7 protein-coding genes and 3 tRNA genes are annotated in these 21,584 nt (G+C 67.9%); 3 read left to right on the top strand and 7 right to left on the bottom strand.

The features are described from left to right. Positions 1-62: 62 nt before the first annotated feature. From tig to gdhA, 5 genes are all read right to left on the bottom strand, one after another. Positions 63-1,382 carry a trigger factor gene (gene tig / locus M5D76_RS05620; protein WP_248922414.1) on the bottom strand — a complete coding sequence of 440 codons (1,320 nt, stop codon included), beginning with the start codon at positions 1,380-1,382 and terminating at the stop codon, positions 63-65. Positions 1,383-1,447: 65 nt separating this feature from the next. Beyond that, positions 1,448-1,534, bottom strand: a tRNA-Leu gene (locus M5D76_RS05615). A gap of 551 nt (positions 1,535-2,085) precedes the next feature. Then, positions 2,086-5,301 (bottom strand): carbamoyl-phosphate synthase large subunit, encoded by a 3,216-nt coding sequence (carB, locus tag M5D76_RS05610; protein ID WP_248922413.1) that lies wholly within the window; start codon positions 5,299-5,301, stop codon positions 2,086-2,088. Then, positions 5,301-6,557, bottom strand: coding sequence for a glutamine-hydrolyzing carbamoyl-phosphate synthase small subunit (carA, locus tag M5D76_RS05605; protein ID WP_248922412.1), 1,257 nt, complete (start codon positions 6,555-6,557; stop codon positions 5,301-5,303). The genes carB and carA overlap by 1 nt, the downstream gene beginning before the upstream one ends. Positions 6,558-6,937: 380 nt before the next feature. Continuing rightward, positions 6,938-8,269 (bottom strand): NADP-specific glutamate dehydrogenase, encoded by a 1,332-nt coding sequence (gene gdhA, locus M5D76_RS05600; RefSeq protein ID WP_248922411.1) that lies wholly within the window; start codon positions 8,267-8,269, stop codon positions 6,938-6,940. A 233-nt stretch (positions 8,270-8,502) separates the two neighbouring features. On the opposite strand from gdhA, the gene M5D76_RS05595 reads away from it, so the two are divergent. The 3 genes from M5D76_RS05595 to M5D76_RS05585 all read left to right on the top strand — a co-directional run bounded on the left by M5D76_RS05595 (position 8,503) and on the right by M5D76_RS05585 (position 9,820). After that, positions 8,503-8,579, top strand: a tRNA-Pro gene (locus M5D76_RS05595). A 1-nt stretch (position 8,580) separates the two neighbouring features. Beyond that, positions 8,581-8,656, top strand: a tRNA-Gly gene (locus tag M5D76_RS05590). Between the two features lie 204 nt (positions 8,657-8,860). Beyond that, complete coding sequence (locus M5D76_RS05585) at positions 8,861-9,820, top strand: diacylglycerol/lipid kinase family protein (protein ID WP_248922410.1); 960 nt, start codon at positions 8,861-8,863, stop codon at positions 9,818-9,820. Positions 9,821-9,962: 142 nt separating this feature from the next. On the opposite strand, the gene M5D76_RS05580 is transcribed toward M5D76_RS05585, so the two are convergent. Further along, positions 9,963-15,557 carry an InlB B-repeat-containing protein gene (locus M5D76_RS05580; RefSeq protein ID WP_248922409.1) on the bottom strand — a complete coding sequence of 1,865 codons (5,595 nt, stop codon included), beginning with the start codon at positions 15,555-15,557 and terminating at the stop codon, positions 9,963-9,965. A 273-nt stretch (positions 15,558-15,830) separates the two neighbouring features. Beyond that, positions 15,831-21,467: an InlB B-repeat-containing protein gene (locus M5D76_RS05575; protein WP_248922408.1), complete on the bottom strand. Its 5,637-nt coding sequence runs from the start codon at positions 21,465-21,467 to the stop codon at positions 15,831-15,833. Positions 21,468-21,584: the final 117 nt, after the last annotated feature.

Below are 21,584 nucleotides of genomic sequence, written 5' to 3'. Positions count from 1 at the left end.
AAATGTGCGCTCCAGGAAACTGTACCCCCGGAGCGCACATCGTAGTCCCTTGGATTCGAGCGCTACTCCGCGTCAGCCTTCGAACGGGCCTCGGCGATCTCGTCAACCTCGGTGACCGTGGCGTTCTCGACGAGCCACTTGACCGCCTTGGTGCGACGGATGGACTCGCGAACGGCGGGCATCTGGCCGCTCTCGGTGAACTCGGCGATGCTCTTCTCGACGTCCTCGACGCCGGCACGCTCGAACTCGGCCTTCACGTCGTCCTCGGTCGCGTCGAAGCCCATCTTGCGGGCGATGGCGTCGAGGGCGAGCGACTGGCGGGCGCGCTCGGTGGCCTGCTCGCGGAGGTCGTTCAGGAAGTCCTCGCTCTTGATCTGGCGGGCGGCGAGGTACATGTCGAGGTTCATGCCCTGGCGGCCGAGCTGGCCGAGGAACTCGTTGGCGAGCTCAGAGAAGACCTGGTTCTGGTAGGCCTCGGGGACCTCGTCGAGCACGAGGCGCTTGCCGGCCTCCTCGACGACGCGATCCTCCTTGAGGTTCGGGAGGCTCGTCTTCTTGTCGTTCTCGATCTCCTCCTTGACGGCGTCGCGGAGCTCCTGGACGGTGTCGAAGCCGAAGGACTTCTTGGCGAACTCGTCGTCGAGCTCGGGGGTGACGGACTTCTTGATGCCCTTGAGGGTCACGGCGACGGCGTAGTTGTGCTCGTGGTCGCCGTGGGTCTTGCTCCAGGAGATCTCCTTGGAGTCGCCCTTGCTCATGCCGACGATGCCCTCGACGAACTCGGTGGGCAGGTAGGCGTTCTTGAGGCCGAACTGGCGGTCGGTGCCCTCGAGCTCGGGCACGCCCTCCTTGTTCTCGACGTCGAGCACGACGACGTCGCCCTCGACGACGGCGCGGTCCTCGGTCTCGTCCTCGAAGGTGACGTGGTAGCTCAGGAGCTGCTCGAGCTGCTGGTCGATCTCGGCCTCGGTGGCAGCCTCGGGCGGCATGTTGATCGCGGGGGCGTCGAAGGAGTCGAGCTCGCAGGTGGGCGGCACGGTGACGGTCGCGGTCAGCACGAGGTCCTCGTGCTCGACGACGGTGACGGCCTCCTCGCCGTAGTCGGGACGGTCGACGGGAACGATGTCGAGCTCCTCGAACATGGCGGGCTGGGCGTCGTTGATGACGTCCTCGGTGGCCTGCGCGAGGATGGCGTCGCGGCCCACGATGCCGTCGATGACGGGACGCGGGGCCTTGCCCTTGCGGAATCCCTGGAAGTTGTACTTGCGGGCGACGTCCTTGTAGGTGCTCGCGATGGCCTTGTCGACCTCGGCGGCGGGGACGGTGATGGTTGCGACGACCTTGTCGTTCTCGGGCCTCTCGGCAGTGACGGTGATGTTCAACGTTCCTCCAGTGCTTCTCCATGTCAGCGACCGGCGTCGCTGACCTATCTACCCTGCGGTGTTAGTGGTGCGGGCGAAAGGACTTGAACCTTCACGGGATTGCTCCCACTGGAACCTAAATCCAGCGCGTCTACCAATTCCGCCACGCCCGCAATTCACGCACAGCTTATGCACTATAGCAAACGAAGGGGGATTTGGCGCTCACGCGGGGAATCTTTCCACGTGGTATGCGCATAGGCGTCGGGCGGGCACAGGCTTCAGGACCCTCGGCCCGACCCCGGTGCGGCCCGATTCGCGAGATTACAGAAAGGACGCAGAAAATTACTCGAATTACAGATTTGACACGCCGGATTACTCGAATTACGGAAAAGTCACCTGAAATTACCGAGATTACGGATTTGACACCGCTCGTGGGAGAGGCCCTTTTGCAAATCTCGAGGTAGATGGGCCGTTGCCTCAAACGGGGCCTCCGTAGCGTGCGTCGATTCTGAAATCTCGGTAATCGACGGTGTCGATTCTGAAATCTCAGTAATTATCTGCGTCGATTCTGCAATCTCGATAATTTTCTGCGTCGATTCTGAAATCTCAGTAATTATCTGCGTCGATTCTGAAATCTGAGTAATCGATCGCCCGCGGCGACGTGCGGACGGACGAGCCGGGCGGGGTCGCACCGATGACAGTGGCCCCACCCGGCACGGGTTTGCTACACGGCGATGTCCTGGAGGGCGTAGGTCGAGCTCGCGCCGCCCTTTGCCGCGGCCATCGACTGCACGAGCGCCGTGGTCGCCGAGAGCGCCGTGACGCAGCAGATGCCGCGGCTGGCCGCCTCTCCCCTCACGCGGGCGCCGTCGCCTCGGGAGGCGTGGCCGTGCGGGGTGTTGATGACGAAGCCGACCTTGCCCTCGGCCATGAGGTCGACGACGTTGGGGTGCCCCTCGCTGACGCGCCTGACCACGCGGGCGTCGATGCCGCAGGCGCGCAGCGTCTTGGCGGTGCCGGCCGTGGCCACGATGTCGTAGCCCAGGTTCGCGATCGAGAGCGCGACCGGCGCGATGGCGCGCTTGTCGCGGTCGCAGACCGAGATGAACACGGCGCCGTCGCCGGGCATCTCGTACTCGATGGCCTCGCGGGTCTTGGCGTACGCCTCCGGGAAGGTTGGCGCGATGCCCATGACCTCGCCGGTCGACTTCATCTCGGGCCCGAGCACGGAGTCTGCGCCCGGGAAGCGCGACCAGGGCATGACGGCCTCCTTGACCGCGTAGTAGCCGCAGTCCCGCGCCTCGTCGGGGAGCCCGAGGCCTGCAATCTTCTCGCCAGCCATGATCTGGGCGGCGGCGCGGGCCAGGCTCACGCCGGTGGCCTTCGACGAGAAGGGCACGGTGCGGCTTGCGCGCGGGTTGAGCTCGATGACGTAGACCTGCTCGTCCTTCACGGCGTACTGGACGTTGAGCAGGCCCTGGATGCGGACGGCGAGCGCGAGGCGGCGCGTGGTCTCGCGGACGCGCTCGACGATCGCGTCGGAGAGCGAGAAGGGCGGGAAGCAGCAGGCGGAGTCGCCGGAGTGGATGCCGCACTCCTCGATGTGCTCGAGGACGGAGCCGACGTAGCAGGCGTCGCCGTCGCAGAGGGCGTCGACATCGAGCTCGATGGCGTCCTCGAGGAAGGCGTCGAGGTAGACGGGGTGGTCGGGCGAGACCTGGGTGGCCTCGGCCATGTAGCGGCGAAGGTCGGCGTCGTTGTAGACGATGGCCATGCCGCGCCCGCCCAGCACGTAGCTCGGGCGCACGAGCAGCGGGAAGCCGATCGCGCGCGCGACGCGGCGGGCGTCGTCGAGGGTCTCGGCCGTGGAGCTGGGCGGGTAGGCGATCTCGAGGCGGTCGAGCAGGCCCGAGAAGCGGTCGCGGTCCTCGGCGAGGTCGATGGCCTCGGGCTGGGTGCCCATGATCTTGACGCCGGCCGCCTTGAGGCGGTGCGCGAGGTTGATGGGCGTCTGGCCGCCGAGCGTCACGACGACGCCCTCGGGCTGCTCGGCCTCCACGACGTCCATCACGTCCTCGAAGGTGAGCGGCTCGAAGTAGAGGCGGTCGGAGGTGTCGTAGTCGGTCGAGACTGTCTCGGGGTTGCAGTTGACCATGACCGTCTCGTACCCGCGCGCCGAGAGGGCGTAGCTCGCGTGGACGCAGCAGTAGTCGAACTCGATGCCCTGGCCGATGCGGTTGGGGCCCGCCGAGAGGATCAGCACGCGCGGCCGCTCGGCGTGCGTGCGCTCGGAGGCGTCGCCGGCCTCGTAGGTCAGGTAGTGGTAGCTCGTACGGGCCGCGAACTCGCCGGCGCAGGTGTCGACCGTCTTGACGCAGGGTCGCACGCCCAGCACCTCGCGAAGCGCGCGGACGATCTCCTCGCTCGAGCGCGTGAGGTGCGCGATCTGGACGTCGGAGAGGCCGAGCTGCTTGGCCGCGAGCATGTGCTCGGCGTCGAGGCCGCCCAGGCCCAGCTCGGCGATGCGGCGCTCGGCGCGGCAGATGTCGGCGATGCGCTCGAGGAACCAGCGGTCGATGCCGCTCATCTCGTGGACGCGCTCGACGCCGTAGCCGCGCCGCAGGGCCTCGGCCACGTAGAAGATGCGCTCGGGCGTGGGGGTCGCGACCAGCTCGTCGAAGCTCTTCTCGTCGAAGTCGTCATGGCCGTCGGCGCCCAGGCCGGCACGCCCCTGCTCGAGCGAGCGCATGGCACGCTCGAGGGCCTCCTCGAAGGTGCGGCCCATCGCCATGGCCTCGCCCACGCTCTTCATGCGCGTGGTGAGCGTGTCGCTCGTGCCCTTGAACTTCTCGAAGGCGAAGCGCGGCGCCTTGACCACGCAGTAGTCGATCGAGGGCTCGAAGCAGGCCGGCGTGGCGCGCGTGATGTCGTTGGTGATCTCGTCGAGGGTGTAGCCCACGCTGAGAAGAGCCGCGGCCTTGGCTATGGGGAACCCCGTGGCCTTCGAGGCGAGCGCCGACGAGCGGCTCACACGCGGGTTCATCTCGATGACGACCACGCGGCCGTTCGTGGGGTTGATGGCGAACTGGACGTTGGAGCCGCCGCAGGCGACGCCCACGCGCTCGAGGATCGCCAGCGACGCGTCGCGCAGGTCCTGAAGCTCGTCGTCGGTGAGGGTCTGCGCCGGCGCCACCGTGATGGAGTCGCCGGTGTGCACGCCCATGGGATCGACGTTCTCGATGGAGCAGATCACGATGCCGTTGCCCTCGGCGTCGCGCATGACCTCCATCTCGATCTCCTTCCAGCCCTCGATGGACTCCTCCACGAGCACCTCGTGCTCGGGCGAGAGGGCCAGGCCCTGGCCGGCGATGCGCTCGAGCTCGGCGTCGTCGTGCGCGATGCCGCCGCCGGCGCCGCCCAGGGTGAACGACGGGCGGATGACGACAGGGTACCCCAGCTCGGACACGACGGCGCGGGCCTCGTCGAGGGTGTGGGCCACGTCGGCGCGGGCGACCTCGAGGCCGATGTCGGCCATGGCGCGCGAGAAGAGCTCGCGGTCCTCGCCGGTGCGGATGGACTCCAGGTCGCAGCCGATGACCTCGATGCCATAGCGGTCGAGCACGCCCGCCTCGCCCAGGGCCACCGCGCAATTGAGAGCGGTCTGGCCGCCCATGTTGGCGAGAAGAGCGTCGGGGCGCTCGCGCTCGATCACGCGCTCGACCGAGCTCGCCGTGATCGGCTCGACGTAGGTGCGGTCGGCGGTCTCGGGATCGGTCATGATCGTGGCCGGGTTGGAGTTGACGAGCACGACCTCGTAGCCCTCGCCGCGCAGCGCGCGGCAGGCCTGGGTGCCGGAGTAGTCGAACTCGCAGGCCTGGCCGATCACGATGGGGCCGGAGCCGATGACGAGGATCTTGCTTATGTCGGTGCGCTTGGGCATTAGCGGGCCCTCCCGTCTCGAACGTCGATGGACAGGTAGTCGTCGCGTCCGTCCATCAGGCGGCAGAACGACTCGAAGAGGTAGGACGAGTCATGCGGGCCCGGCCGCGCCTCGGGGTGGTACTGCACCGAGAACGCCGGGATGTCGAGGAAGCGGATGCCCTCGGGCGTGCCGTCGTTGAGGTTGACGTGGGTGAGCTGGATGCGCCCGAAGCGCTCGGTGGCGACGACGGGGGCGACGCGACGCTCGCTCCAGTGGCGCAGGTCGCGCACGTGCTCGCTCTCCCCCGCCGAGAGCTCGGCCACGAGCGGCCCCAGCGCGTCGTCGAAGGCAAGGCCGTAGTTGTGGTTCTGCGCGGTGATCTCGACCTTGCCCGTGAGCAGGTTCATGACGGGCTCGTTGCCACCGTGGTGGCCGAAGGGGAGCTTCTCGATGCGAGCGCCGGCGGCCATCGAGATCATCTGGTTGCCCAGGCAGATGCCGAAGACCGGCACCTGGCCGAGGATCTCGCGGGCAGCCGCGGCCGTGGCACCCACGCTCTCGGGGTCGCCCGGGCCGTTCGAGAAGAACACGCCGTCGGGCTCATAGGAGAGCGCCACGCGCGCGGGCGTGTCCCAGGGGACCACGCGGACCTCGCAGCCCGCGGCCGCGAGGCCATCCACGATGCCACGCTTTTCTCCGCAGTCGTAGGCGACCACGGTGTGGCGCCTCTCGCCGGCGGCGGCCACCACGTAGGAGTCGGCGCACGAGACGTCGGGCACGAAGTTGTGGGCCGAGATGGGCTCGGAGGCGCAGACGCGCGCGACCAGGCTCTCGGGGTCGAGGTCGACCGTCGAGATCGCCGCGCGCATGGCGCCGTGCGAGCGGATGCGCAGCGTCAGCGCGCGGGTGTCGACGCCCTCGATCGCGACCGTGCCGCTCTTGCGCAGGAGCTCTGGCAGGCTTCCCTCGCTCGTCCAGCTGCTCGGCGTGTGGCACATGTCGCGCACGACGAGCCCGCGCAGGTGCAGGCCGTCGGACTGCATGGCGGACGCGCTCACGCCGTAGTTTCCGACCTGCGGGTACGTGAGCGTGACGATCTGCCCCGCGTAGCTCGGGTCGCTCACGATCTCCTGGTAGCCGACCATCGAGGTGTTGAAGACGACCTCGCCGAAGGCCTCGCCCTCCGCGCCGGCGCACCACCCGGCGAAGGTCGTGCCGTCCTCGAGCGCCAGAAGTGCGCGCGGCCGGTCGCTCTGCGCAGCCAATAGGTTCATGCAATCCTCCCTCTCGCCCTGCAAAAAATGGAGCCCACCTAGGAGGGCTCCACCGTCTGCTCGATCATGGGCGCCTTTTCGGTATCTCGTACCGTCCTTTAAAGGTCGAATTGCATTCTAGAGTATCGCGCATGCAAATCCACGTAATTCCAATGGTGCGTTATTAGATGGACATATATACATCGCGACCTTTTGCCTATACACTCCCGCACGCATCGGCGCAGGATGTCGCAAGGCAGGCCGCACCCTGGTCCGTATATGCCACCACGCGAAGGACATTGCCCGAGCGTAACAACGACCGCCGCGACACAAAAAAGGTCCGCCCTCGCAGGAGGACGGACCCACGCGGGTCGCAGGCGACCCGACCTGTTGCGCGCTTGCTAGCAGACGCCCTGGGCCATCATGGCGTCAGCGACCTTGAGGAAGCCGGCGATGTTGGCGCCGAAGACGAGGTCACCCTCGTGGCCATACTCCTTGGCGGCGCTGGCGGCAGCCGCGTAGATGGAGTCCATGATGCCGTGGAGCTTCTCGTCGACCTCCTCGAAGGTCCAGGAGAGGTGCTCGTGGTTCTGGCTCATCTCGAGGCCGGAGGTGGCCACGCCGCCCGCGTTGGCAGCCTTGCCAGGCGCGAAGAAGACGTCGTTCTCGAGCAGGTAGACGGTTGCGTCGGTCGTCGTCGGCATGTTGGCGCCCTCGACGACGTACTTGCAGCCGTTCTCGACGAGCTTCTTGGCGTCGTCGAGGTCGAGCTCGTTCTGGGTGGCGCAGGGCATGGCGATGTCGCACTTCTCGCCCCAGGGACGCTCGCCCTCGTGGTAGACGGCGTTCGGGCGGGCGTCGACGTACTCCTTGATGCGGCCGCGACGGACCTGCTTGATCTCGACGAGGGTGTCGAAGTCGATGCCGTCGGGATCGTAGACGTAGCCGTTGGAGTCGGACACGGTCACGACCTTGCCGCCGAGCTGCTCGGCCTTCTGGGCGGCATACTGCGCCACGTTGCCCGAGCCGGAGATGGTGATGACCTTGCCCTCGATCGACTCGCCCTTGTCCTTGAGCATGTTGAGCAGGAAGTAGACCGCGCCGTAGCCGGTGGCCTCAGGACGGGCGAGGGAGCCGCCGTAGGAGAGGCCCTTGCCGGTGAGCACGGACTGCCAGCTGTTGGTGAGGCGCTTGTACTGGCCGAACATGTAGCCGATCTCGCGCGCGCCGGTGCCGATGTCGCCGGCGGGGACGTCGGTGTCAGGCCCGATGTGACGATAGAGCTCGGTCATGAACGACTGGCAGAAGCGCATGACCTCGGCGTCGGACTTGCCCTTGGGGTCGAAGTCGCAGCCGCCCTTGCCGCCGCCCATGGGCAGCGTGGTGAGCGAGTTCTTGAAGATCTGCTCGAAGCCCAGGAACTTGAGGATCGAGAGGTTGACCGACGGGTGAAGGCGCAGGCCGCCCTTGTAGGGCCCGATGGCCGAGTTGTACTGGACGCGGTAGCCGCGGTTGACCTGGACCTTGCCCTCGTCGTCGACCCAGGGGACGCGGAACATGATGATGCGCTCGGGCTCGACGAGGCGCTCGAGCAGGCCGGCCTCCTCGAACTCGGGATGGGCGTCGAGCGCGGGCTGAAGGGTCGAAAGGACCTCCTCGGCCGCCTGAATGAACTCGGGCTGGTCGGCGTAGCGATCCTTGAGCTCGGCGATGACCTTCTCGGAATAGTTCATGCTATGTCTCCTTTCGCAGTGCGTTGCGCACATGCCTTCTCTGGCATCAAAGAATAGGAGGAATCGTCCGCCCGTCAGAAACGACGACCTGCCGCGTAACATAATGTATACGCGCCGTCGGGGCGCACCCGCCAGCCCACGCCCCGCATCGCCGCACGTAGCCGCAGGTAACCCGTCCGCAAAACTCCGACGTTGCCCAATTGGGAAGACTCGCCTATACTTTATCCGCGCTCCGGGGTGTGGCGCAGCTTGGTAGCGCATCTGCTTTGGGAGCAGAGGGTCGCTGGTTCGAATCCAGTCACCCCGACCACGCGGCGGTAGTTCAATTGGTAGAGCAGCAGCCTTCCAAGCTGCCTGTTGCGGGTTCGAGTCCCGTCCGCCGCTCCATGAAAGCCAAGGGCCAGGTCACCTTCGACCTGGCCCTTTTCTTGTGTCGCGCATCGCCACGAAGCCCCGCGCGCGAAACCGACTCCAGGACAGCTCGCGCACGTGAGGCGCCTCAGCCAGGTCCGCGCGACCGACCCAGCCCGACTACAATGGTGGGGCGAACCAACAAGGGCGCAGACGCCCGGCACTATCCAAGGAGCCCACATGCCCCAGCAACTCGGCAAGACCCTCGTCATCGCAAACCCCATGGCGCACAGCGGCAAGGGGGCCTCGGCCGCCGACTTCGTCGAGCGCCTGCTCGGCTCCTACGAGAGCGCGACCGAGGGCTTCGAGGTCTACCGCACCACGGCCCCGCTCGACGCCACGCTCCGCGCAGCCGAGGCCGCCCCGTACGACACGGTCATCGCGCTCGGCGGAGACGGCGTCATCCACGAGGTCGTCGTCGGCCTCATGCGCATCGCGCCCGAAGAGCGCCCGCGCCTGGCCATCGTGGCCATGGGCTCGGGAAACGACTTCGCGCGCACCCTCGGTGCCACCTTCAACGACCCCGACGCCGCGATCGCCGAGGTCCTCGCCGGAGAGGAGCGCGCCCTCGACCTCGGCAGGGTCAGCGCCGACGGAGGCGAGGCCACCTACTTCGCCGAGACCCTCTCCTTCGGCCTCGACGCCGCCATCGCCCTCGACACCACCGACCGCCGCGCGCAGGGCACGAGCCAGGAGGGCGCCGGCCTCTTCGCGACCTCCGGCGTGCGCCTCATGACGCAGGCCCGCCGCGGCTGGAGCTACCACGCGACCCTCGACGGCACGGCCGCCAAGGGCTCCACGGTGATCTTCGCAATCCAGAACGGGCCCACCTACGGCGGCGGCTTCCGGATCACCCCGCAGGCCGACCCCACCGACGGCATGCTCGACGTCTGCCTGAGCACCAAGGTCCCGGGCCTCGCCCGCGCACTTGCGCTCTTCGGCCTCGCCCGCGTCGGCCGTCACGTCAGCTCGAGCATCATCGACATCCGGCGCGCAAGCTCGATCACAGTCGAGTTCGACGAGAAGAGCGTGCCCTGCCAGGTCGACGGCGAGCGCCTCGAGGGCAGCTCGTTCGAGGTCGAGGTCGTACCCGCGGCGCTCCGCGTCATTGTGCCCGCCACCACACGCTTCTCCCGGTAGCAGACGCGCCACACGGCATCGCCGCACCAGCTCCAGGCGCACCGCGCACCCACGCCCAATCGATGCCAAAGGCAACGGGGCCGCAGGCACAAGCCCGCGACCCCGTCTCAGTCACGCGTCACGCGCAAACGCCCCAGGCGCCCTACTGCCTGCGCCGGCGCCTCGAGCGCACGCCAAGCGCGACCGCCGCGCCCGCGATCACGACTAGGACGCCGACGAGCGCCAGCGACGTCGGGTCGCCGGTTAGAGGCGACCCGCCGCCTCGCGGCGCGCCCTTCGGCGCCTCGCCGCCGCCGGCCTCGGAGCCGCCCTGCGCGGGCTTCTCCTTCCACTGCGCGAAAAGCGTGATCTCCTCGCCCGTCTCGGCAAGGTCGAGCACCTCCTCGCGGTCGGGAAACGCCGTGCCTGACCCATCGGCCGCCGTGTTCCAGCCCACGAAGTCGAAGCCCTCTCGCTCGAACGCGTTCTCGGAGAGCGCAGTCTTGACGCCCAGGTCCATCACCTGCGGCGCCATGTCGCCCTCTCCCCCGTTCGCGTCGAAGATCACGAGGTACTGCTTGTTGTCGAGCCAGACGGCCTCGGCGGTCGTGGCGGCCTGCTCGCGCAGGGACGCCTTCCAGGCATACTTCTCGCCCTCCTTGCCCAGGCTCCACGAGACGAACGCGTGGCCCTTACGCGCGAACCCGTTCTCAGCAAGCGTGACGTGCGCCTTGCCCAGGACGCCCGCGGAGTTGTAGACCTGGCTGCCGAGCGTCGGCTCCGTCGAGCCCGACGTCGCGCCCGCGCCGTCGTAGCTCACGCTGGCCGTGCGCGAGTACACGCCATACAGGGTCGTCTCGGCGCCCGTCCACTCGACCTCGACGCCCGGAGCGAGGTTGATCGACCCGCTCACGTCCTCGCCGTCGATGCTCCAGCCAACCTGCTCGAAGCCGTCGATGCCCCTGAGGTCGGGCGTCTGGATCGGGCCAAGCTCGTTGTTGTTGCTGTACTGCGTGACCTCGTCGGTCTCGAGCGCCTGCGTCCCAAGCGAACGCCCGCCGGCCGCCTCGGACGCCGCGTCAATCGGCTCGAAGCCGTCATCGACGCCGGAGACGAATGAGATCGTGCGCTCCCAGACCGCGAACATCCGCACCTTGCCGGTCGGCGTCGCGAGGTTCTCGATCCTAGCACCGTCCGCGTACTGGGTGTCGAGCGAGCCCTCCTCCATGGTCCAGCCGCTGAACTCCCAGCCGGGGTGGCTGAGGTGCAGCTCGCTCGACGTGGTGAGCGAGAAGGGCGTGTCGTACGCGCAGTCGGGCGTCGTGCCGACCTTGACGTTGGCGTCGTAGTACTCGACGTCGTACTCGAGGGCGCTCCACTGCGCGTAGAGCTTCGTGTCCGACGTCGGCTGCATCACCGTCTCGCCCGGGTTTCCGATCCTGGTGCCTCCGGTCGGCGCCGTGAACCACCCCTCGCAGCGATAGCCGTAGCGCTCCGGCACAGGCAGCGTCACGGCGCGCCGCGTCGCGTACTCGCGCCACTGGGCGTGCAGGGTCGCGGCCTCGTTCGCGGCGTAAACGTGGTTGGTCGCGTCGTACCTCGTCCCGGAGCCGTCGATGTGCGTGTTCCACGAGTCGAAGGTCCAGACGCTGTCGATCACGCACACGATCTTGTCGCCCTCGACGCCCGTCGTGCTTCCGTTGTTCGCGTCGAACGCGATCGTCGAGCCGTCGCTCTCCGAGTTCGCGCGCACGGGCACCTCGCCAGGCGCGACGCCCTCAAGCTCGAGGTCAACGTTGTAGCCCTTCACCTGCGAGGGCGGCGCGGAGACCCCGCCGTTGGCGGAGTACGCGACCACGTAGGTGGGCTGGTCATAGACCGCATAGAGCTGCTTGTCCGCGGCAAGCGGGATCGAGTCGCCCGCAAGGTAGGTCGGCGAGGCGGCCTCCCGGTCCTCGTCCCATCCCAGGAACCTGAAACCCGCGGCATGGCTCGTGTACGAGGCAAGCGTGGCCGAGCCGCCCGTCCACTTGGCGAACAGCCTCGGGTTCTCGGCGTCGCCGCGGAAGAACGTGTTGGAGAAGGCCGCCTGGCGATGCCCCGTGCTCGAGATGAGCTGCGTCCCTGCGCCCTCGGGCTCGGTGTAGTAGCCGCCAAAGGTATAGGGCGCCGGCGTTGCCGCAGGCGTGTCCTCGCCCTTGCCGTTCAGGTCATAGGTGACGGAGAAGGACTTGACCGGCAGGGCGATGGGGTTCGCGCCGTCCTCGCCCGTGCCCATGGCATCGGTGTACTCCGTGCCGTGCATGGTCTTGTAGACCTCCTGGTCATAGGCCTGGTAGACGGCGGTGGAGCCCGTGTCCAGGTTCGCCTCCTGGTTGTCGAGGACGACCTCCTTGGTGATGGGCTTCCACTTCGCCGTGAACGTGACCTGCGCCTTGTCGGTGGTCTGGAGCCTCTTGAACTTCGTGGCCTTGCTCTTCGAGACCGAGGTCGCCATCGTCGAGACGCCGTCGATCCAGTGCTCCTCGCCCGTCATGTCCGAGATGTCCCAGCCCTCGAACTCGTAGCCCGGCCGCACGGGGTTCTCGACCGTGAACTCGGCGTTGAGCGCCTCGCTGCTCGACAGGTCGATTGCGTTGGGCGGGTTGAAGCCTACGGCCTTGTCCACGTCCTGGTACCTGACGGTGTACCAGATCGTAGCCCACAGCGCATGCAGCGTCTGGTCCTGCGTGGGCGTGTAGCTGCTGCCCGCCGCCATGCCGGAGTGCGCCCCGTCCGTGGCCGACCAGCCCAGGAAGTGCAGATCATCCGACTTCGGCACGGGCGTGGGCAGCGTCGTCGACTGCTGGGTCCAGTGCGCGTGCAGCGTCGTGTCCCTCAGGAAGAACGTGTTCGAGAAGAGCGTCTCGAACGAGCCGTCGCCGCCGATCAGCTTCGACGTTCCGCCGGACGGCGTGAAGTAGCCGTCGAAGGAATAGCTCACCGGCCGCGGGTTCTGCTGGCCCTCGGGAAGCGTCCCCTGATCGGTGGGGTCGAAGGTGACGTTGTAGGTGCGCTGAGGAACCGTGATGCGCGACATGGGCGTCTCGCAGGCGCTGTCCTGGTACTTGCCGTTCTCGTACTTGACGAAGACCGAGGACGAGCCAGCCGTCGTCGCCGCGTCGTTGTCGAGCCCAATGTTGAACACGAGCGGCTCCCACTTGGCCTTGAGCTGCACGGCGAGCTTCGTGGGCGTGTAGGCGTCACCCGCCGCGCCCACGAACTCGTCACCCTCGTACCAGCCCACGAGCCTATAGCCGGTGCGCGTCGCGCCGGGCAGCGTGCAGGTCCCTCCCGACCACTTGCCGGTGAGCGTGACGTCCTCCATGAAGCGGTCGTTGGCAAAGTTGCCGGTGATGGCGCCGTTGCCGTCGATGAGCATCTCGTCGCCGTCGAAGTAGCCCTCGAAGGTCTGGTAGACGTCCTCGCGCGTGCGCAGGGCGGTGCCGCCGTTCGCGTCATAGCCGACCGTGGCCTCCCTCTTGGGGATGATGATGGAGTACACCTGCGGCTTGTTCGCCACGAGCTCCTTGTCGGCGTAGATGCCGGTCTCGAAGCGCTCGAAGACCTGCTCGGTGCCGCGCTCGCTCGTGGCACCAGGGTCGAGGGTGACCTCGTACCAGTTGGGGTCCATGTGGGCGAAGAGGGTGTGCGTGCCCCTCGTGTAGAGCAGCGGCTGGCCCTCCTCGCACATGATGTTCGCCTCGTCGTCCACGTACTCGTGGCCGGAGTGGCCGTTCTCGCTCCAGATGTCGTAGCCGGACTCGGTCCAGTAGCCCTTGTAGGTCCAGCCGAGCCGCGAGGGCGGCGTGATGCTCGTCTCCTCGGGGCCAAGACCCTCGGTCGAGTAGGTGAGGTGGTAGATGTCGTCGACGGGCTCGGGGTAGATGGCCTTGGTGCCCTGTACCGTCGCGTTCTGCTTGTCGAGCCTGACGACGCTCGCGATGTACTCGATGCTCGCGTTGCCCGCGCCGGCGTTGCCGCCGCGCGTGGTCGTCGCGACCGTGGTCGTGACCTCCTGGCTGTTGGTGGTCACGAAGTCGTTGGTGGACGAGCCGCCGTCTGAGGCCTTGGTTCCCTCGACGAAGGCACCGTTCAAGAAGCCGGAGCCGCCGCCGCCGCCGGCGTTGCCGTTGTCCCTGTTCGCATAGGCGCGCGCCCCGCCGCCCCAGTAGCCGCTGCCACCGCCGCCGCGGCCCTGCATGGAGTTGGACTTACTCGATGTCGTGCCCTGGGCGCCGTCCTGGCCGCGCCCAATCGCAAAGCCACCCGTCTGGGTACCGCCCATCGGGGTAACGTAGTGAGCGTGCCCGCCACCGTTCTCTGCGGTCGCGCCACCGCCTGCACCGCCGCGATAGGCGTTGTTGGTACCGCCGGCACCGCCGCCACCGCCCGCGACGGCAAGCACGCTGCCGTTGACGGACTCCCTGATGTCATAGAGCTCTCCAGGGATGGTCGCGATGTGGGTCGCGCCGCCACCGCTCGCGCCGCCGGCCCACCCGCGCGGGCTCCTCCCGCCGGCGCCGCCGCCGTTCGCGCCGCCCTCGGTCGCTTCCGCGCCGTTCTGGTCCCTGCCGGCGCCACCAAGAACGGCGTAGAGCGTGGGGGCACTGTCGTTGTAGATGGGGGTCACGACCGTCGTCGTGCCGCCGGCACCGCCGCTCAGGCTGACGTTTCCGCCCTTGGCGCCCTGCATCGTCATGCGGAAGAGTCCCGAGTCAAGCAGCGAGATCGTGTTCTCAGTGCCGCCCGCGTCAAAGCTGGCCTCGCGTACCATCGTGCGCGAGAGCTCGGCCGAACCGCCCGGAACGACAGCCGTCGACTGCGGCGCCAGATCGTCATCGGCAACGTCAAGCCTCTCGTCAGAGTCGATGGAGCCGATGCCGTAGACAGAGAACGAGGCCGCCGAGAAGGTCGCCCCCGTGGCGGTGGCCGTGGCGGCGTCGACCGACTCCGCGTCTCCGGAGTCGGCGAGGTGCATGACGACGTAGCTTTGGGCGGGCAGCCCCTCGACGCTCTCGTCGCCCGCGACCGGTGCGCTCGCGGCGACCGGCTGCTCGAGCGACAGGCGCACCGAGACCGCAAGGCCATCCCTGGGTTCGACCTCGCGGCCGTCCTTCTCGAACGAGACGTCCACGGCAGCGGCGCCCCTCACGGGGACGGCGAGTGCCTCGGCCGCCGCGGTCGCGAAGCGCAGCGCGTCCGCGTCGCGGACGACGAGCTCGGTGCCCTGCGGGAAGGCGCCCTCGGGCGCGTCCACGCGAACCGTCACGCCCGACTCGGTGCGCCCCTGCGCGGAAAGCGCCGGGAAACTCACAGGCGCGACCTGCCCCGTGGCAGCGGGCGCGCTCGCAGCGGCGTCAGTGGCCGCGGCCTCGACGGTGGGGGCGGTGGCAACCGGCGTGGCGTCGGTCTCGCTCGCTGCCGGCACGCTCGCGTCAGGTGCCGGCGCGGCCGTACCATTCTCCTCAGAGACGGCAGGCACGTCGGAGGCCACGGGCTCACTCGAGACGCCTGCGGCCGAGGCGTCCTCGACCGGATCGCTGGCCTCGACGGCCGATGCGTCCGCCTCGCGCACCTCGACCACAGCGGCCGCGGGGTCGGACGCGTCCTGCACCTGCGAGGTCGCGCCTGCGTTGGGCAGCGGCCAGAGGCCGGCAACCAAGGTTACGGAGAAGAGGATCGAAAGCGCCGCCCTCATGCGGGATTCACGTTTCATGGCCCACCTGCGCCTTCCGTGTCGACGTGTCCACGATTACCTAATAATACTGTGCTTGAGCTGGGCTGATTCAATCCATTGACGATTTATCGGATAGCGGCACCACAGTTCGCCAAGTGGTTGCCGGCGAACCGCATATGAACGGGCTACAAGCGTCCAATCAGCCCGAAATCAAACCCACGTCCTAGGTCGTAGCACCCAACGCAAACGGGGCCGCAGGTACAAGCCCGCGACCCCGCCTATCTCACGTCACGCCCAGCCGCCCCAGGCGCGCTACTGCCTGCGCCGGCGCCTCGAGCGCACGCCCACCACGATCGCCACCGCAGCGACGACCAGCAGGATGCCGATCAGCACCAGCGGGGTCGGGTCGTTCGTGGCCGGGCTCGGCGCGGCGCGCACGGGCGACCACTGCGCAAAGAGCGTGACCTCCTCACCCGTCTTGGCGAGGTCGAGCACCTCCTCGCGGTCGGCGAAGGCCTTGCCCGAACCGTCGGCCGCCGTGTTCCAGCCCGCGAACGTAAAGCCGGCGCGCTTGAACGCGTTCTCGGACAGGGCCGTCTTGACGCCCAGGTCCATGACCTGCGGAGCCATCTCGCCCTCTCCCCCGTTCGCGTCGAACGTCACAAGGTACTGCTTGAGGTCGAGCCAGACCGCCTCGGCCGTCTTCGTGGCAGGCTCCTCGAGCTTGGCCTCCCACTCGTAGGTCTCGCCCGGCTTGCCCAGGCTCCACGTGGCGAAGGAGTAGCCGCGACGCTCGAAGCCGTTCTGGGCGAGAAGAGCAGATGCCTTGCCGATGGTGCCGGAGGCATTGTAGTACTGCTGGCCGACGCTCATCTCGGTCATGCCGTCGGTCGCGCCCGCACCGTCATAGGTGATGGACGCGTCGCGCGAGTAGACGCCGAAGAACGTCGTGTCCTCGCTCGTCCACTCGGACTCGGTCTCGGCCGCGAGGTCAACCTTGCCCGAGACGTCCTCGGCCTGCGCGACCCAGCCAAGGCTCGCGAAGCCCTCGATGGGCTCGATCTCGGGAGTATCGATCTTGCCGATGGTATGGCCGTCGGTGAACTGGTGGACCTCGACCTCGGCGAGCGACTGCGGGCGCAGGGACTCGGACTGAGTGGACACGGCGTCGGTGGCCTCGTCGACGGGATCGCCCTCGCCGGAGACGAAGGTCAGCACGCGCGACCAGATGGCGTGAGCGCGAACGGTGTCGTCATGGTCCGCAAGGTTCTGCGCCCGGACGCCAGCCATGTAGTCGACGGTGAGCGAGCCGTCCTCGAGCGACCAGCCCTCGAGCTTCCAGCCGGTCTTGCTGATGCCGAGGCTCTCCGCGGTCTCGACCGTAAGCTGTTCTCCGTAGGAATACTCCTGCGAAGTCCTCACGAGCGTGTCGCCGTCGTAGTAGGCGATCTTGTAGCGCGCGGGGGTCCACTGGGCGTGGAGGGTGTGGTCGGTCTCGGGCGTGTAGGCATCGCCGGGCTGCCCGACGATATCGCTGCCCTCGACGTCGGTCGACCAGCCCTGACAGATGTGACCCTCATAGTAGGGAGTTGGCAGCTCGATCGAGCGGCGCGCCCTCGTCTCGTCCCACTGCGCATGCAACGTGACTGCCTCGTTGGCCGTGTAGTCGCCGCGCGGGTTGTAGGTCTTGCCGCCAGTGCCGCCCTCGGGCATGGTGTTCCAGCTCGTGAAGCTCCACGTGCTGTCAACGATGCCGGTGATGGCGTCACCGGTCGCGCCGGTCGAGGACCCCTGGTTGGCGTTGAAGGTGACCGTGGCGCCATTGCTCTGGCTCACCTCGCGGGTGGGCTTGTCTGCACTCAGGACGAGCGTGGCGTTGTGGCGCTTGCTCTGGGGGTCGGGCGCGCCGGATCCGCCGTGCGCAGAGTAGGAGACGACGTAGGTCGGCTGGTCGTACACCGCATAGAGCGTCTTCGCGCCAGTGAGCTTGATGGTGTCGCCCGGCAGGTACGTAGGCACCTTAGCGCCCTCGGTCTCGCTCCAGCCGATGAAGCGATAGCCCTCGGTGGTGCTCGTGTTGCCACGAAGCTCGACCGTCCCGCCGCTCCAGGCGGCATAGAGCGTGGGGTTCTCCGCATCCGCCGAGAAGTACGTGTTCGTGAACGAGGACGTCACCTTGCCGTCAGAGCCAAGCAGCTGCTGGCCCGTCCCGTTGGTGTCGGTAAAGTAGCCGCCGAACGCGTACTCGGCATTCTGAGTACGCTCATCCTCATCGAGCGTGCCGGTCTTGCCGGCGCCGAGGTTGTAGGTGAGCTGATAGACCTTCTGGGGAAGATTGATGGCGGCGTCTCCGGTTGTGGTGCCGTGGTCCATGGCGTCGGAGTAGTCGGGGTCGCCACCGGCCACATCGGTCTTGGTCTTCCAGATGTTCTGGCCATACGCCTCATAGACGGCCTGCGAGCCGGACGTGGTGGCACCCTGCTCGTTGAGCGTGACCGGAAGCGCAATGGACTTCCACTGGGCCTCAAACTTCACCTGTCCCTCCGACGCACTCAGATTCTTGAAGTAGGTGCCGAGGATTCCCTCCGCGGTGGCCTCAGTCGTCGTGACGTCCGTTGACCCGATGTAGTGAGTCACCCCGTCACGCATATCAGAGATGTCCCAGCCGGTGAAGGCATAGCCGGGCCTCTTCGGGTTGGGGACGTCGAAGGGCTCCTGCCACGTCTCCTCAGACTCGTTGAAGCCGATCGTGTTCGGGGGGTTGAACCCGACGACGCCGACGAGCCCCTCGTACGCAATCGTGTAGGTATTCGGCGCGTAGACGGCATAGAGAGTCACGTCCTTCGTGGGCGTGAAGAAGCCGGTGCGACCGGAACGGGCGTCCTTGCTGGTCGACCAGCCGAGGAACTTGTTGCCAGTGGGCGCCGTGGGCGTAGGAAGAGTAACCGACTTCTCCGTCCAGTGCGCGTTGAGCGTGCGGTTCTCGCGGAAGAACGTGTTGGTGAAGGCCTCCTGGCGCTGGCCAGACGCATCGAACATCTTGGTCGAGCCGCCCTGCGGCGTGTAGTAGCCGTCGAAGGTGTAGGAGACGTCGTCGTACGTGGCAGAGTGCCCAGCCGGCATCGTGCCGCCGTTCGTGAGGTCGTAGGTGACCCTATACGTGCGCTCGGGGGGCACGATCGTGTTCGCGGGGGTCGTGCACTCGGCATCGGCGTAGACGCCGGTGTTGTACTTCTCGAAGACCTGCGTCGTGCGTCCCTCGGGGCCCGTGGCACCCTGGCCGTCGAGTGTCACCGTGTAGACGATGGGCGTCCAGCGCGCCTCGAGGTTCGCCGCGGGCTTGGTGGGCGTGTACGTGTCGTTCGCACCGCCCACGCGCGTCCCGTCGTCCGTGTCATACCAGCCGTCGAAGGTGTAGCCGTCGCGCGTGGCGCTGGGAAGCGCGGTGCTGGCGGTCTGCCACTGCGCCTCGAGCGTCACGTCCGTGAGGAAGCGGTCGAAGCCAAAGGACTCGAGGATGACGCCATTGCCATCGATGAGCTGGGTTTCGCCGTCATAGTAGCCGCGGAAGGTCTGACTGATCTTCTCGGACGTGCGCGTCGTGGAGCCCTCCGCGGCGTCGTAGGTGATGTCGCAGTTGCGCTCCGGGATGGTGATGGTGAAGATCTGCGTGGGAGAGGAGCTCTTCACGTTGTAGATGCCCTGCTCGTAGCGCTCGTAGACCGCGGTCGTGCCCGCGGCGCTCGTGTCACCGGGGTTGAGCGTCACCGTAGCCCAGATGGGGACCATGTGCGCGTAGAGCGTGAGCGAGCCCTGCTTGTAGAGCTCGGCCGAGATGGTACCGTCGGCCGCGATGTACTGGGTCCCGTCGTGGTGGTCGGTCCAGATGTCGAAGCCCTTCTCGGTGTAGTAGCCCTCGAAGGTGTAGCCGGTGCGCGTGGGAATCTGGATCTTGTCGGACTTGTTGGCAAGGCCGTCGACCGAGTAGGACAGGTAGTAGTCGGCAGCCTTCGGGGCGGCGTAGACGTTCTCGGTGCCCTGCTCGGTGGCGTCCTGCTTGTCGAGCTTCACGATGCTGGCGAGGTACTCGACCGAGGCCGTGCCCGCGCCGGAGTTTCCGCCATTGGCCGTGCGGGCGATGGTGACGCCGTCGAGGACGACGGTGCCGCCGTCCGAGGACCTGTCGCCGTGCACGAAGGAGCCGTTGAGGAAGCCGGAGCCGCCAGCGCCCGCGGCGTTGGAGTTGCGGCCGCCGTAGGTGCGGGCCGTGCCACCCCAGTAGCCGCCGCCACCGCCGCCCTTGCCCTCGGATCCGCGCTGCACGTTGTAGGTGCCACCGATGCCGTCCTGGCCCTGGCCCATCTGATAGCCCGTGGTCTGGGTGCCGCCGGGGACGGAGCCGCTGTAGACTCCGCCGTTGCCGCCGTTGACACCACCGCCGGAGCCACCGCCCTTGTTCCAGCCGGCGCCGCCGCCACCGCCGGCGACGAGCATGATGTCGCCCGCGCCGACGTCCTTGAGGGCGCCCTGCGACAGGGCGATGTGGCTCGCGCCGCCGCCCGAGCCACCCGCGGAGCAGTTGCCCACGTTGCCACGCCACCTGCCGTTGCCGCCGCCACCGCCGCCGTTCGCGGCGCCGGTGGTCGCACCGTTGCTGCCACCATTGCGACCTGTGACGCCCTGGCCGCCCGTGACGACGTAGAAGGTGTTCGCCTCGCCGTACGGCTGGACGACGGTGGTGACGCCGCCGTAGCCGCCACCCGCTGCAGAAGAACCGCCGCCGCGCCCGCCACTCACGGCGAAGCGCCAGAGGCCATAGTCGTCGCTGGTGCTGACCGTGAACTGCGTGCCTGCGGCCCCGGAGCTCCAGACGGACGTGCCCTCGCGCGAGACGCTGTTGACCGTGCCGTCCACGGCGATGTCATACGTTGCCTGGGTCGAGAGCTGGACGCCAGGCTCGTCGTTGGGGCCGACGGCCGCGAGGCCGTAGGTGGAGAAGCTCGTGGCCTCGAACTCGGCGCCGAGGTCCGTGGCCGTCGTGGCGCTGACGCGCTCGGGGGCGCCGGCCGCGGGGATGTGGACCACGACGTACTGCTCGCCCGTGTCGGCCGCAGCCGCCTCCTGACCGAAGAAGTCGAGGGCGTCGATGCCCTCGTAGTCTGAGGGGCCGTCAAGCGACTCGGAGAGCAGGAGGCGTACCGTGACCGCGCGTCCGCCGCGCGGCTCGACGACCTTGCCGTCGTACGTGAAGGTGATGTCCACGGCGACCGCCGCAAGCGTCTTGCCGCCGGTCATCTGGGCCGCGGCCGCCATGACGCGCGCCGCGTCGGCGGCGCCGACCGAGGCCTGCGTACCCTCGGGGAAAGCGCCCTCGGGCGCGCTCACGACCACGGTCACGCCGTTGCCGGCGTGCAGGCGCGCGTCGAGCGAGGGATAGCCCTTGGCGTCGTCGGCCTTGTCGTCTGCCTTCTCGTCGGACGCGGCCTTGTCGTCGGCCGCAGGGGTCGCGTCGGCGGGCTTCGCGTCCGCGTCGGATCCCTGGCCGTCCTCGGAGGGCGCGGCCGCGGGCGTGGTGCCCTGCTGCGCCGCGTCGGTCGCGCCCTGGTCGGGCGTCGCGCCTGCGGCGTCGCTCTTCTCGGTGTCCTGGCCCTCGGCGGGAGCCTCCGCGGAGCCTGACGACGAGGCTGCGTCTCCGTCGGGCGTCGCGTCCGACGGTGCGGCGGGGTCGGCCTCTGCCGGGGTCGCCGGCTCGGGATCGGCCGCGGCGCCGGCGGCATCGGCCGCGGGGGCCGCGTCCTGGGGGGTACCCTCGTCGCTCGCGACGCCCGCCTGCTCGGCGGGGTTCGCCTCGGCCCTCGCCGGCGTGGCGGGCGCGGGCCAGAGACCCGCGACCAGCGTGACCGAGAAGAACACGGCCAGGACCTTGTTGAGCTTCGCATCACGTCTCATGGTGTACCTGCGCTTTCCTCACGAGACATCTCATAACTAGTTAATCGTACGTGACCGCTACCACACTTTATGCTGGTGGCACCACGTCAATCGGAGGACGGTCGCAAATAGGCGGCA

Source organism: Olsenella intestinalis, assembly GCF_023276655.1.
GTDB lineage: Bacteria > Actinomycetota > Coriobacteriia > Coriobacteriales > Atopobiaceae > Olsenella_J > Olsenella_J intestinalis.
Note: the sequence above shows the minus strand (reverse complement) of the source record. Positions and strands in the feature narration are given on the sequence as shown.